The organism is Kitasatospora sp. NPDC059827 (genome assembly GCF_042731675.1).
Classification (GTDB): domain Bacteria; phylum Actinomycetota; class Actinomycetes; order Streptomycetales; family Streptomycetaceae; genus Kitasatospora.
The window spans coordinates 1-13796 of sequence record NZ_JBHWIV010000073.1; the positions used below are offsets into that span (position 1 = coordinate 1).

10 protein-coding genes are annotated in these 13796 nt (G+C 75.4%); 9 read left to right on the forward strand and 1 reads right to left on the reverse strand.

Annotated features, from left to right (window positions below; all coding sequences use genetic code 11):
* Positions 1–151: 151 nt before the first annotated feature.
* Positions 152–1108 (reverse strand): ferritin-like domain-containing protein, encoded by a 957-nt coding sequence (locus ACFV8H_RS32165; protein WP_380407035.1) that lies wholly within the window; start codon positions 1106–1108, stop codon positions 152–154.
* Between the two features lie 304 nt (positions 1109–1412).
* On the opposite strand from ACFV8H_RS32165, the gene rimP reads away from it, so the two are divergent.
* From rimP to ACFV8H_RS32210, 9 genes are all read left to right on the forward strand, one after another.
* Entirely contained in the window at positions 1413–1952 is a 540-nt protein-coding gene (gene rimP / locus ACFV8H_RS32170) for a ribosome maturation factor RimP (protein WP_380407037.1), read from the forward strand.
* Positions 1953–2005: 53 nt separating this feature from the next.
* A complete protein-coding gene (gene nusA, locus ACFV8H_RS32175) occupies positions 2006–3007 on the forward strand; it encodes a transcription termination factor NusA (protein ID WP_375896999.1) in 1002 nt (333 codons plus the stop codon).
* A 76-nt stretch (positions 3008–3083) separates the two neighbouring features.
* Positions 3084–3377, forward strand: a complete 294-nt coding sequence (locus tag ACFV8H_RS32180; protein ID WP_380407039.1) for a YlxR family protein — start codon at positions 3084–3086, stop codon at positions 3375–3377.
* A 231-nt stretch (positions 3378–3608) separates the two neighbouring features.
* Positions 3609–6770 carry a translation initiation factor IF-2 gene (gene infB, locus ACFV8H_RS32185; RefSeq protein WP_380407041.1) on the forward strand — a complete coding sequence of 1054 codons (3162 nt, stop codon included), beginning with the start codon at positions 3609–3611 and terminating at the stop codon, positions 6768–6770.
* Positions 6771–6905: 135 nt separating this feature from the next.
* Positions 6906–7202, forward strand: a complete 297-nt coding sequence (locus tag ACFV8H_RS32190; RefSeq protein WP_030311386.1) for a DUF503 domain-containing protein — start codon at positions 6906–6908, stop codon at positions 7200–7202.
* A 153-nt stretch (positions 7203–7355) separates the two neighbouring features.
* The gene (rbfA, locus tag ACFV8H_RS32195) at positions 7356–7796 is read left to right on the forward strand and encodes a 30S ribosome-binding factor RbfA (protein ID WP_380407043.1); all 441 of its coding nucleotides are present in this window, start codon (positions 7356–7358) and stop codon (positions 7794–7796) included.
* Between the two features lie 2 nt (positions 7797–7798).
* Positions 7799–8902 (forward strand): bifunctional oligoribonuclease/PAP phosphatase NrnA, encoded by a 1104-nt coding sequence (locus tag ACFV8H_RS32200; RefSeq protein WP_375896990.1) that lies wholly within the window; start codon positions 7799–7801, stop codon positions 8900–8902.
* A 44-nt stretch (positions 8903–8946) separates the two neighbouring features.
* Positions 8947–9876: a tRNA pseudouridine(55) synthase TruB gene (gene truB, locus ACFV8H_RS32205; RefSeq protein ID WP_380407045.1), complete on the forward strand. Its 930-nt coding sequence runs from the start codon at positions 8947–8949 to the stop codon at positions 9874–9876.
* A 245-nt stretch (positions 9877–10121) separates the two neighbouring features.
* The gene (locus tag ACFV8H_RS32210) at positions 10122–13757 is read left to right on the forward strand and encodes a serine protease (RefSeq protein ID WP_380407047.1); all 3636 of its coding nucleotides are present in this window, start codon (positions 10122–10124) and stop codon (positions 13755–13757) included.
* Positions 13758–13796: the final 39 nt, after the last annotated feature.

The following is a 13796-nucleotide window of genomic DNA, read 5'->3' on the forward strand; positions in this document are numbered from 1 at the left end:
TCTGAAAATCACCCGTTACGCCGCTCTCCGCACCCACCCCCTCCACCGCCCCCTCCCGCAGCGCGTCCCTCTCGCCTTGGTCGGGTGGTGGGGGGGAGGTGGGTGGGGGTGGGGTGGTGGTGGGGGGTGCTGTGGGTGGGGTGGGTGCGGGTCAGGTCTGGGTGGGGGTGGGGAGGGGGGTGGGGATGCCGGGGAACGGTGTGTCGGGGGCGCCCCAGCGGTGGGCGCGGAGGGTGCAGTCGCGGAGGGCGGTGGCTGCGGTGGGGCGGTGGGGGGCGGGGAGGTCGGCGACCAGGTCGGCGTAGACGGTGGTGAGGCTGGTTTCCAGGTGGGCGGCGAGGTTGGTGGCGGTGGTGGGGTCGGTGACGGGGAAGGGGAGGCGGTAGCCGCCGGCGGCGGGGGCGGGGGTGGCGCCGAGGGTGGTGATGAGGCGTTGCCAGGCGTCGCGCTGGGACTGGTGGGCGGCGTAGGCGGTGCGGGCGTCGGTGCGTTGCTGGTCGTCGGGGAGGTGGGCGCCGACGACTCCGTAGCCGTAGACGGCGGCGTGTTCGGCGCTCAGGGCCTTCTGGAGGGCGGGGAGGGGTGTTCCGGGGGTGGTTGTTCCGGGGGTGGGGCTCGGGGTGGGTTGTTCGATGGGGGCGCCCAGGGCCGTGGCGTGCAGGGTGTTGGCGGCGGACACCGAGGCGAGCAGGCGGGCGAGGGGTGGGCGGGCGGCGGCGAGGTCGGCGAGGTGGGACTGGGCGGTTTGGTGTTCCAGGGCGGCCAGGGTTGCCGGGGTGGCCGGGGTGGTGGTGATGCTGGGGGTGGGGGTGGTCGGGGGTGTGGAGGTGGTCGGCAGGCCTTGGGCGAGGGCGGTGCGGTGTTGGACGGTCTCGGCGCGGAGGGTCTGCAGCAGGGGGGCGCGGTCGCCGGGGGTGGTGAGGAGGGTGTCGTAGGCGGCCAGCAGGGTGTCGGTGGCGGCGACGGCGCGGAGGCGGACGGGGTGGTCGGTGTCCGGGCCGGAGGCCTTGGGGTCGGGAGGTGTGGCTCCGTCGGTGCCGGTGGTGCAGGCGGCGGTCAGGGTGATCAGTCCGAGGGCCAGGAAGGTCCGTCGGCTGGGCGGCTGCATCGGGGTCACTCCGGAGCGGGTACGGGAGGGCGGCCTCCCCTGCCTGCCCTCGTTGGGCTGAATCTTCGCAGAACCCCCACGATTGCGGGTGGTGTCGGGGGGTTCGGTGCGGTGGGCGGGGTGGTGTGAGCTTGCTCGCAGTGGGTGGCGTGCGACCGGTCGGGGGAGGTCCGGAATCGGTGGTTCGCGGCTTCACCGGCTAGGCTTTGGGCCGAGCTGCCGTGACCCGGTGTGCGTCCCGCGGGGCGCGGAGGGCACGGGGCGACCTCTGACAACAGCAGACGCGGCCGAGGAGTCCACCCGGATGAGCACCACCCACACCGACCGGCTGCGCGCGTTGCTGGAGCCGCTGGCCGTCCAGGCCGGACTGGACCTGGAGGACGTCAAGGTCACCAAGGCGGGCAGCCGTCGGCAGGTGCAGATCGACGTCGACACCGACGGCGGCGTGGACATGGACGCCATCGCGGAGTTCAGCCGGGTGGTCGGCGAGGCCCTGGACGCCTCGGACGTCATGGGGGACGAGCCCTACCTGCTGGAGGTCGGTTCGCCGGGCGCGGAGCGCCCGCTCGAACTGCCCCGGCACTGGCAGCGTGCGGAGGGGCGGCTCGCCAAGATCCACCTGGTCGACGGCGGGGAGCTGGTCGCCAGGGTGCTGGAGGCGGACGAGGACGGCGCGCTGGTGGAGGTGCAGCCGGTGAAGGGGCGCGGCCGTCCGAAGGAGCGCCGGCTGGAGTACGTCGAGGTGGCGCGGGCCCGGGTCCAGGTCGAGTTCAACCGCAAGGACGACGAGCAGCTCCTGGACGAGGCCGCCGACTTCGACGAGGGGGACGACGGCGCCGAGTGATCCGGCCGCCGTACGACCATCATGAACGTGACGAAAGACGAGGAGGCGTAGCCGTGGACATCGACATGAGTGCCCTGCGCACGCTGGTCAACGAGAAGAACATCCCCTTCGACCTGCTGGTCGAGTCCATCGAGTCAGCCCTCCTCACCGCGTACCACCGCACCGAGGGCTCGCGCCGTCGCGCCCGGGTGAACCTGGACCGCAAGAGCGGCCACGTCACCGTGTGGGCCATGGAGGACCCGGCTGAGCTGGACGAGGGCGTCGAGCCGAAGGAGTTCGACGACACCCCGAACGGCTTCGGCCGGATCGCGTCCAGCATCGGCATCCAGGTGATGATGCAGCGCCTGCGCGACGCCGCCGACGACCAGACCTTCGGCGAGTACGCGGGCAAGGAGGGCGACATCGTCACCGGTGTCGTCCAGCAGGGCAACGACCCGAAGAGCGTGCTGGTCGACATCGGCAAGCTGGAGGCCATCCTGCCGCCGCAGGAGCAGGTCCCGGGCGAGGACTACCGGCACGGCACCCGGCTCAAGTGCTACGTCGTCGCGGTGCGCCGCGGTGTCCGCGGGCCGTCGGTGACGCTGTCGCGCACCCACCCCAGCCTGGTGAAGAAGCTGTTCGCGCTGGAGGTCCCGGAGATCGCGGACGGCAGCGTGGAGATCGCGGCGATCGCCCGTGAGGCCGGCCACCGCACCAAGATCGCGGTCTGGTCGCGCCGGGCCGGGCTGAACGCCAAGGGCGCCTGCATCGGTCCGATGGGCTCCCGGGTGCGCGCCGTGATGGGCGAGCTGCACGGCGAGAAGATCGACATCGTCGACTGGTCCGAGGACCCGCGCGAGATGGTCGCCTCCGCGCTGTCCCCCGCGCGGGTGACCAGTGTGGAGATCGTGGACCTCGCCCAGCGTTCCGCCCGGGTGGTCGTGCCGGACTACCAGCTGTCCCTGGCGATCGGCAAGGAGGGGCAGAACGCCCGTCTGGCCGCCCGTCTCACGGGCTGGCGGATCGACATCCGGCCGGACACCGAGGGCCAGGCCGAGGAATCGGCGGACCGGTAGTCAGCGTTGTCCCCGGCGTCCCCGCCGGTCCTCCGGGATCTATGGGGCGGCGCCATGTCGCTTCGGAGGGGTAGACTTGCCTTCGTCTGGCCGGACGCACGTCCGAGCACGCCCGGAACGCACCTGCGTGGGCTGCCGCAAGCGAGCGGCCAAGCACCAGCTGTTGCGTGTCACGGCGGTCGAGGGCGTCTGCGTCCCTGATCCCCGTGGCGCACTGCCGGGCCGGGGCGCTCACCTGCACCTCGATCCGGCCTGCCTCGACCTCGCGGTCCGCCGTCGGGCGTTCCCCCGGGCCTTCCGCCTCCAGGGATCGCTCGACACGGAGCGGCTCCGCGGGTTCATCGAGGAGCGGGCGGGCGGAGCCTCCTGAGGCGGGCCGCCCCCCGTGACGGCCGCCGCTCATCGCGGCGGAGAACCACCGCAACAAGCACAGCGCTCGGGCAGCCGCGCGCTGTGCCACCAGTCAGGTACCTCGCGATGTGGAAGTAGGTCGAGATTGCGATGAGCACTCGATGAGTACGCGATGAGTACGCGATGGGTACGCCCATGAAGTAGCGACAGTCCGGCGGACGAGACCCCCGGACTCATAGACAGGAGTGAAGTGGCTAAGGTCCGGGTTTATGAACTCGCCAAGGAGCTTGGCTTGGAGAGCAAGGCCGTCATGGCCAAGCTCACCGAGCTCGGTGAGTTCGTCCGTTCGGCGTCCTCGACCATCGAGGCGCCGGTCGTGCGCAAGCTGACTGACGCGCTTGGTGTGGCCCCCACTGGTGGTGGCGCTGCCAAGCCTGGCCCGCGGAAGCCCGCGGCGCCCCAGCCCGCGGCAGGTGCCGCGGGTGCACCCAAGCCGGGTGCCCCGACCCCGGGTCCGCGGCCTGCCGCGACCCCTGGTCCCCGTCCGACCCCGGCCGCTGCGGCTCCCGCCGCGCCGGCCGCCCCCGCGGCTCCGGCCGCCCCGGCCGCCTCGCGTCCGGGTGCGCCGACTCCGGGCCCGCGCCCGGCCGCGCGTCCCGCCGCTCCGGCGGCCCCGGCCGCGCCCGCGGCCGAGTTCTCCTCGCCGGCTCCGGCCGGTGCCGACGCCCCGCGTCCGGCCACCCAGGCCCCGCGGCCGAGCGGCCAGGGCCAGGCCTCCGGCGGTGCCCGTCCGGGCCCGCGTCCGGCCGGCCCGCGTCCGGGCAACAACCCGTTCACCTCGGGCAGCGCGACCGGCATGGCGCGCCCCGGCGACCGCCGTCCGGGCGCGCCGGGTGCCCGTCCGGGTGCTCCGGGTGCGCAGGGCGGCGACCGTCCGCGTCCCGGTGGCGACCGTCCGCGTCCGGCCGGTGCTCCCGGTGCCGACCGTGGCGCCCCGCGTCCCGGTGGTGACCGTCCGCGTCCGGCCGGTGCTCCCGGTGCCGACCGTGGCGCCCCGCGTCCCGGTGGTGACCGTCCGCGTCCCGCCGGTGCCCCGGGTGCCGGTGCGCCGCGTCCCGGTGGCGCTCCGCGCCCCGACGGCATGCCGCGTCCGGCCGGTCCGCGCCCCGGCGCCCCGTCCCCGTCCGGCATGCCGCGTCCGAACCCGGGCATGATGCCGCAGCGTCCGGCTCCGGGCCCGCGTCCGGGCCCCGGCGGCCGTGGCCCCGGTGGCCCCGGTGGCCGTCCGGGTGGTCCGGGTGGCGCCGGTGGCGCCCGTCCGGGCTTCCAGGGTCGTCCGGCCGGTCCGGGCTCGCGTCCGGCCGGTGGCGGCGGCTTCGGCGGTCCGCGTCCGGGTGGCGGCGCCCCCGGTGGTGGCGGCGGCTTCGGCCCCCGTCCCGGCGGCTTCGGCGGTCGTCCCGGTGGCCCGGGTGCCCGTGGTGGCACGCAGGGTGCCTTCGGTCGTGGCCCGGGCGGTCGCCCGGCTCGCGGTCGCAAGTCGAAGCGGGCGAAGCGCCAGGAGTACGAGGCCATGCAGGCCCCGTCCGTCGGCGGTGTGATGCTGCCTCGCGGCAACGGCCAGACCGTTCGCCTGTCGAGCGGCGCCTCGCTGATGGACTTCGCGGAGAAGATCAACGCCAACCCGGCCGCGCTCGTCTCCGTCATGTTCAACCTCGGTGAGATGGTCACCGCGACCCAGTCGGTCTCCGACGCGACCCTCGAGCTGCTGGCCGGCGAGATGGGCTTCCAGCTGGAGATCGTCAGCCGGGACGACGAGGACCGCGAGCTGCTGGAGTCGTTCGACATCGACTTCGGTGCCAACGAGGGCGACGAGGACCAGCTGGCCCCGCGCCCGCCGGTCGTCACCGTCATGGGTCACGTCGACCACGGTAAGACCCGACTGCTGGACGCGATCCGCAAGTCCAACGTGGTGGCCGGCGAGGCCGGTGGCATCACCCAGCACATCGGTGCCTACCAGGTGGCGACGATCGTGAACGGCGAAGAGCGCCCGATCACCTTCCTCGACACCCCGGGTCACGAGGCGTTCTCCGCCATGCGTGCCCGTGGTGCCAAGTCCACCGACATCGCGATCCTGGTGGTCGCGGCCAACGACGGTGTCATGCCGCAGACGGTCGAGGCGCTCAACCACGCCAAGGCCGCCGGTGTGCCGATCGTGGTCGCGGTCAACAAGATCGACGTCGACGGCGCCGACCCGACCAAGGTCCGCGGCCAGCTGACCGAGTTCGGCCTGGTGGCGGAGGAGTACGGCGGCGACACCATGTTCGTCGACATCTCCGCGCGCCAGGGTCTGAACATCGACCAGCTGCTGGAGGCCGTGGTCCTGACCGCGGACGCCTCGCTCGACCTGCGGGCCAACCCGGAGCAGGACGCGCAGGGTATTGCGATCGAAGCCCACCTGGACAAGGGCCGCGGCGCCATGGCGACCGTCCTGGTCCAGCGCGGTACCCTCCGCGTCGGTGACTCGATCGTCGTGGGCGACGCCTACGGCCGCGTCCGCGCCATGCTGGACGAGAACGGCAACAACCTCGCCGAGGCCGGCCCGTCCCGCCCGGTGCTGCTGCTCGGTCTGACCTCGGTGCCCCGCGCCGGCGACAGCTTCATCGTCGTCGACGAGGACCGCACCGCCCGCCAGATCGCCGAGAAGCGCTCGGCCCGCGACCGCAACGCCGCCTTCGCGCAGCGTCGGGTCCGGGTGTCCCTGGAGGACCTGGACAAGGCCATCGCCGCCGGCTCCATCGAGCAGCTCAACCTCATCATCAAGGGTGACGTCTCCGGTTCGGTCGAGGCCCTCGAGGACGCCCTCGTCAAGCTGGACGTGGGCGAGGAGGTCGAGCTCCGGGTGCTGCACCGCGGCGTCGGTGCGATCACCGAGTCCGACGTCGACCTGGCGATGGGCTCGGACGCCATCATCATCGGCTTCAACGTGCGCGCCGAAGGCCGTGCGCGCACCGCGGCCGACAAGGAAGGCGTGGACGTCCGGTACTACTCGGTCATCTACCAGGCGATCGAGGAGATCGAGAACGCCCTCAAGGGCAAGCTCAAGCCGGAGTACGAGGAGGTGCGCCTCGGCGCCGCGGAGATCCGCGAGGTCTTCCGCTCCTCCAAGTTCGGCAACATCGCCGGTGTCCTGGTCCGCGACGGCATCATCCGCCGCAACACCAAGGCCCGCCTGCTGCGCGACGGCAAGGTCGTGGCGGAGAGCCTCACCATCGAGGGTCTGCGCCGCTTCAAGGACGACGCGACCGAGGTCCGCGAGGGCTTCGAGGCCGGTGTCACCCTGGGGTCGTTCAACGACATCAAGGTCGACGACATCATCGAGACCTACGAGATGCGCGAGAAGCCGCGCGGCTAGTCGGTGTCAACCGGGGCCGGTCGACGGGTGGTATTTCCGTCGACCGGCCCCGGTCTCGCTGTGTAGGGTCCTGGGGTGTCGGCCGGTTCCGCGCCGACATCCCGAGGCCTTCCAGGTCGGCGAGACCTGTCATACATGTTCGTGGGAACACTCACCTTCGACCTGCTGCTGGGCGACGTCCACTCGCTCAAGGAGAAGCGTTCGATCGTGCGGCCGATCGTGGCCGAACTGCAGCGCAAGTACAGCGTGTGCGCTGCCGAGACCGGGAACCAGGACCTGCACCGCCGGGCCGAGATCGGCCTCGCGGTGGTCGCCGGCGAAGCCGGGTACGTCACCGAGGTCCTGGACAGCTGTGAGCGGTTGGTCGCCGGCCGCCCCGAGGTGCAGCTCCTCTCCGCGAGGAGGCGCTACCACAACGACGACGACGAATGAGGACCGTGGAGCCGGCCGGCGGAAGTCGCCGTTCTCACACGGATCAGGACCGAGAGCGCCCGCAAGGCCGGGCGCGGGCCGGTACTTTGGGGCGTGGGCCCCGACGGGTGCGCAGTTCTCCCGGGTACCGGGCCCATTGCACGAGGAGGCAACGTGACCGACACCGCTAGGGCGCGCAAGCTCGCCGACCGCATCCAGGTGGTCGTCGCCCAGACCCTGGAACGGCGGATCAAGGACCCGCGTCTGGGGTTCGTGACCATCACCGACACCCGGGTGACCGGCGACCTGCGCGAGGCCACGGTCTTCTACACGGTCTTCGGTGACGACGCCGACCGCGAGGCCACCGCGGCCGCGCTGGAGAGCGCCAAGGGCGTGATCCGCTCCGAGGTCGGCAAGATCGGGGTGCGCTTCACCCCGACGCTGACCTTCGTCGCGGACGCGCTGCCGGAGAACGCCCGGAACATCGACGACCTGCTCGACCGGGCCAAGGCCATCGACGCGGCGGTGCGCACCACCGCCGCGGGCGCGACCTACGCCGGCGACGCGGACCCGTACAAGGTCCCGGCGGCCGAGCGTGACGACGAGGACGAGTAGACATGGCGGGTGAGCCGGCGCAGGCCGCCTCGCGAGCCGGATCGACCACGGGGGCGTCCTCCACCAGCACGGTGGAGGGTGCCCTCGCGGCGCTCCCCGGCCCGCGCGCCGAGGAGAGCGGCTTCGAGCTGGTCTGGCAGCAGGTGGTGGCGGAGATCGGGCGGGCCCGCTCGATCGACCTGATCTGCCACATCTGCCCGGACGGCGACGCGCTGGGCTCCTCGCTGGCGGCGGCCCTGGCGCTGCGCGCGCTCGGCAAGCGGGTGCGGGTCTCCTTCGGCGACGACCCGCAGGTCGTGCCCGAGTCACTGGCCTTCCTGCCCGGCCAGGAGCTGATCGTGCCGGCCTCCGAGGTGCCGGACGTGCCCGAGCTGGTGCTCTGCTTCGACGTCGCCGCGCAGAGCCGGCTGGGGCTGCTGCACGACAAGGCCTTCGCCGCACCCGTCCTGGTGGTGTTCGACCACCACGCCTCCAACCCGGGCTTCGGCACCCACCAGCTGATCGACCCGACCGCGCCGGCCACCGCCGTCCTGGTGGACGAACTGCTGCGCCGGCTCGGCGTCGAGCTCGACCAGGAGCTGGCCACCTGCCTGTACACCGGGGTCGCCACCGACACCGGCTCCTTCAAGTACCGGGCGACCACGCCCGCGACCCACGAACTCGCCGGGCGGCTGCTGGCCACCGGCATCCGGCACGACCTGATCTCCCGGCAGCTGTGGGACACCTCCTCCTTCGGCTACCTCAAGGTGCTCGCGGCCGCCCTGGACCGGGCCGTCTACGAGCCGGAGGCGGCCGACGGGCTGGGCCTGGTGTGGACCTGGGTGCCCTACCAGGACCTGGCGCTGTTCAGCGTCACCGTCGAGGAGATCGAGGGGCTGATCGACATCCTGCGGCGGCCGGCCGAGGCCGAGGTGGCCCTGGTGCTCAAGCAGGACCCGGACGGTACGCTGCGTGGCTCCTCCCGCTCCAAGGGCGCGGTGGACGTCGCCGCGGCCTGTGGTGAACTGGGCGGTGGCGGGCACGTCTTCGCGGCCGGGTTCGCCGCCCGGGAGGACGTCGCCGCGGTGGTCGAGCGGTTCCGGGGCGCGCTGCGGCCGCTCCACTGACCTTCCCGTAGGGCAACTCCCGCACGTTCCAGAGAAAGAACCCGATGAAGCGCAAAGGCACCGGCCCGGACGGCCTGGTGATCGTCGACAAGCCCGAGGGCATCACCTCCCACGGGGTCGTCGCCAAGCTGCGGTGGCTGGCCGGGACCAGGAAGGTCGGGCACGCCGGCACGCTGGACCCGATGGCCACCGGCGTGCTGGTGATCGGCGTCGAGCGGGCCACCCGGCTGCTCGGCCACCTGATGCTGACCGCCAAGACCTACGAGGCGACCGTCCGGCTCGGCCAGACCACCGTGACCGACGACCGGGAGGGCGAGGTCACCGCCTCGGCCCCGGCGGACGGCGTCACCCGGGAGGCGATCGACGCCGGGATCGCGGCGCTCACCGGCGAGATCATGCAGGTGCCGTCCAAGGTCAGCGCGATCAAGATCGACGGCAAGCGGTCGTACGCGCGGGTGCGCGAGGGCGAGGACTTCGAGCTCGCCGCCCGGCCCACCACCATCCACTCCTTCACCGTGCACGCGCAGCGCGCGGCGGTCGCCGAGGACGGCACGCCGGTGATCGACCTGGACGTGACCGTGGAGTGCTCCTCCGGCACCTACATCCGGGCGCTGGCCCGCGACCTGGGCGCCGGGCTCGGCGTCGGCGGGCACCTGACGGCGCTGCGCCGCACCAAGGTCGGGCCGTACGGGGTGGAGTCGGCGCGCACCCTGGAGCAGCTGGAGGAGTCGGTCACCGGCGACTCCGCCACCGGGCTGGAGGTGCTGCCGATCGGGGCGGCCGCGGCGGCCGCGTTCCCGCGCTGGGACCTGGACGAGGCCTCCGCGGAGAAGCTGTCGCACGGCTCCCGGCTCAAGGCGCCCGGGCTGGGCGTGGACGGGCCGATCGCGGTGTTCGGGCCGGACGGGCGCTTCCTCGCGCTGGTCGAGGAGCAGGGCGGCCAGGCGAAGCCGGTCGCGGTGTTCGTCGGCTGAGGCGGCCCGTCCGTCGTACCGCGGACCCCCCCGTCGGGAGCCCTCCCGGCGGGGGGTCCGCATTTTTGTCCCGGGGGTTCCCCCGGTGGGGTCCTTCACTCGAACGGTGGGCTTCACCCGCACGGGGGAGCGCGCGAGGTGAACCGCCGTGGTGAACGGCGCGGGCGCGGTCGGGGCGCCCCTGCGGGGGGCAGGCTCCCGGCGGCGAGCGGGCGACGGGCCCGCTCGACGGGTGAGGGGGCTCCATGCCGGGGTTTGCGGAGGGCGATCCGGGGCGGTACCTGCTGCGGATCCGCGACCTCAACGGGCGGCTGCACGGCTTAGGGTTCGCCGCCGACCCGCAGGGCTGGGTGCTCACCGCGCACGAGGCCGTGGCGGGCCTGGACCGGCTGGTGCTGCACACCCCCGGCGGACAGACCAGGGTGCTCGGCGCCGACGCGGTGCTGCCGCTGCCCGAGCACGGGCTCGCGCTGCTGCGCACCGACGCGGTCGGCGGGCTCCCCGTCCCGCCGCTGCCGGTGGCCGCGGTCGGCGCCGGGCACGAGGTGCTGCTGCCCGCCCTGACCGGCGAGGACGGCCGGGCGGTGGTGCTGCGCTGCGGACTGCTGGGCGTCGGCGGTGCCGCGTACGGCGGCCACCTGCTGGCCGGGGTGCCGGTGCTGGACGTGCCCGCGGTGGCCGGGGTCGTGGTGCCGGCCGGCTCACCGGTGCTGGACGCCCGCAGCGGCGCGGTGGTGGCACTGGCCGCGCCCGCCTTGCGCGGACCGCAGTACGGGGGAGCGCCGTACGGGGGAGCGCCGTACGGCGGGGCGGCCGGCACCGGGCCGTACGGCGGTGCGCTGTGGGCGGTGCCCGCGGGGGGCGGCGCGGTGGTCGCGCCGGCGCTGGCCGAACTGCTGGCGCGCAACGCGGCGACGGTGCCCGGGTACGGCCCGGCGCTGAACCTGGCCGGGGTGCTGCGGCTGACCGCCGCCCAGCTGGCCGCCGCCGGGGCCGGGCCCGGCCGGGTGGCCGGGCTGGCCGCCGACCGGGTGGACCGGCCGGACGGCCTGGCCGGGGACGAGCCGGAGGCGACCGTCACCGCCCTGGTCGGCGCCCCCGGCAGCGGCCGCTCCACCGAACTGGCCGCCCTGGCCGCCCGCCGCGGCGACGGCGCCCGGCCGCTGCCCACCCTCTGGCTGCGCGGCGCGGACCTGCGCGCCGAGGACCGCTCGCTCGCCGAGGCGGTGGAACGGGCGCTGGCCGCCGCCGCGGCCGAGCTCGGCACCCCGGCGCCCGCGCCGGAGCCGGTGGCGGCGCTGTGCGCGGCGGCCGGACGCCCGCTGCTGGTCGTCCTGGACGGCCCCGAGGAGGCCCCGGCCGAACCGGACCCGCGCTGGCTGCGCGGCGCCGGGCAGTGGCTCACCGGCTGCGGGGCCCGACTGCTCACCGCCTGCGGCGAGGAGCTCTGGGAACGGTTGGCGGCCGAGCCCTGGGGCAGCGGCGCCGCCGGCGTCCCCCGCCCGGCGGAACCGGGCCCGGACGGCGACCTGGCCAGCGCCCCCACCGTCCGGATGGACGGCGGCGGGCCCGGCACCCCGACCCTGGCCGGGCACCGGCTGGGCCCGCTGCCCGCCGAGGCGGCCGAGCGGGTGCGCCGCCGCTACGGGCTGCCGCCCGGCCGCCCGGCCGCCGCCGAGGACGCCCGGCACCCGCTGGCCGTGCGGCTGGCCGGCGAGCTGTGGGCGCAGGGCCTGCACGACGGGCCCGCGCTGCGCAGCGACCTGTTCGGCGCCCACCTGGACCTGCACTGCCTGCGGGTGGCCCAGCGGCTGGCCGAGGACGGCCGCCCGCGCCGCCCGGGCGCCCACCGCCGGGGCGCCGCCCGGCCCGCCGGGCCGCGCCGGGGCCGGGTGCGCCGGCTCGCGGCGGCGGTGGCAGGGCGGGTGCACGAGGCGGCCCGGCGGATGCTCGGCGAGGAGCCGGGCGCGCTCGGCCGGGAGGCCTTCCAGGAGCTGTTCCCGGTCGACGGCGGCTGGGCCACGGCGGTGCTCGCCGAGGGGCTGTTCGTCCCCGCCGGGCCCGGCTACCGCTTCGCCCACGGGGAGTTCGCCGACTGGCTGCAGGGCCGGCACCTGGACCTGGACGCGGCGCTGCGGATGCTGCTCGGCGAGGCCGAGGACACCCCGCCCGGGCCGGAGGGGCCCGGGCCGGCCGTCCCCCGGCACCGGATCGGCCCGGTCACCGCCGCGCTGCGCCGGGTCGCCGAGACCTGGGGCGCGACCGCCCTGGACCCGTGGCTGCACCGGATCTGGCGCGCGCTGGACCTGCGCCCGCCCGGCAGCGAACCCGCCTGGTGGGCGGCCCGGTTGCTCACCGCCGGACTCGCCGCCAGCCCCGACCCGACCGAACACCTGGCGCTGCTCGACCAGTTGGCCCGCCGGACGGCCGAACGGGCGGCCACCGCGGGCGGTTGGCAGGCGGTCGACGGACTGAACCGCTTCGACCCCGCGTTCTGGACCGGTCTCGGCCTGCCCGTCGAGGCCGAACTCGCCCTGCTGCGCCGTCTGGTGGCCGCCGACGGCCCCGGGCAGCAGTTCCTCGCGGCGGCGGCCGACCGGCTGCGCGCCGACCCGGTCGCGGTGTTCCCGCTGCTCTGCGCCTGGTTCGACGACCCGGCCGGCCTGCCGGGCCGCCCGGGCCGCACCGTGGCGGACCTCGCCCACGACCTGCTGCACGCCCACCGCCGGTCCGCCCTGGACGAGTTGGCCGACGCGCTGGCCGACGCCGCGCACCCGCGGGCGGACGCGCTGCTCACCGTGCTCGCCGCCGAGGAGCCGTCCGCGCTCTGCCGCGCGGTGGACCGCTGGAGCCACGACCGCCGGCCCGAACGGCACGTCGCGGCCGCCGTCCACGCGCTGCGGACCGCCCCCTACGCGAGCGGGGCCGGCACCGAACTGCTGCGCTTCGCCGCCCTGACCCTGCTCGCCCGCGAGGACGAACCGGCCCTGCACAGCGCCGCGCTGGCCCTGCTGGTCGCCGACCCGGTGACCAGGGCCGGGCACCTGGACGCCGCACTCGCCCTGCACCGCGCGGGCGGCGACGCCTTCCTGACCCCGCGCGCCCTCGCCCCGGCCCTGGAGAGCGACCCGGAGCCCGTGCTGGCCGCACTCGCCGACGCCCTGGCGGCGCCCGGCGCGGCCCCCGCCGAGACCCTGCGGGTGCTCGCCGACGCCCGTGCCCCGGTGGCCGCCCGGCGCAGCGCCGACCTGGCCGCCCGGCTGCTGCGCCGCCACCCGGCGCTGGCCGGGCCGGTCGCCGTCGACTACCTCGGCCGTCGGCTGGGGCGGGCCGCGATCGACGGGCCGGCCGCCCGGCTGGAGCTGCGGGTGCTGCTCGGCGGCGTCCTGGCCGCCCCCGCGGCGGCGGTCCGCACGCCCTTCGCCGAGGCGCTGTCCGTCCCGGTGACGGACCCGGCGGCGGACGCGCTGCGCTGCGAGCTGCTGGACACCCTGCTCGCCACCGAGGCCGACCGGGCGGTGCTCACCGTGGCCGTGGAGCGCCTCGCCGAGCACTGCGCGGCCGAGAACCCGGCCCGGGCGCGCGCCGTGCTGGCCCGGGCGGTGCCGGGGCTGGCGGGCGCGGACGAGCTGCTGGTGCGGTGCGCGGGGCGGTCGGCGGCGTTCGCCCGGCTGCTCGCCCGGTGGCCGTCCGACGCCGCCCCGACCGCCCCGGACGGGCCCCGGCTGGCCCGGATGCGGGCCCTGGTGGCGGCCGGCCGGGACGCCCAGTACGCCGCCGCCGAGGCGGAGCGGACCGCGGCCGTGCGGGCCGTCCGTGCGCCGGTGCGCCCAACCCCCCTTCCGGTGCCTGAGCCGGGGCAGGCGCATGGCACGCTATAGGGGTTCGGTTGTGAGCGTTTGAGCGTGCCGAGGGCACGC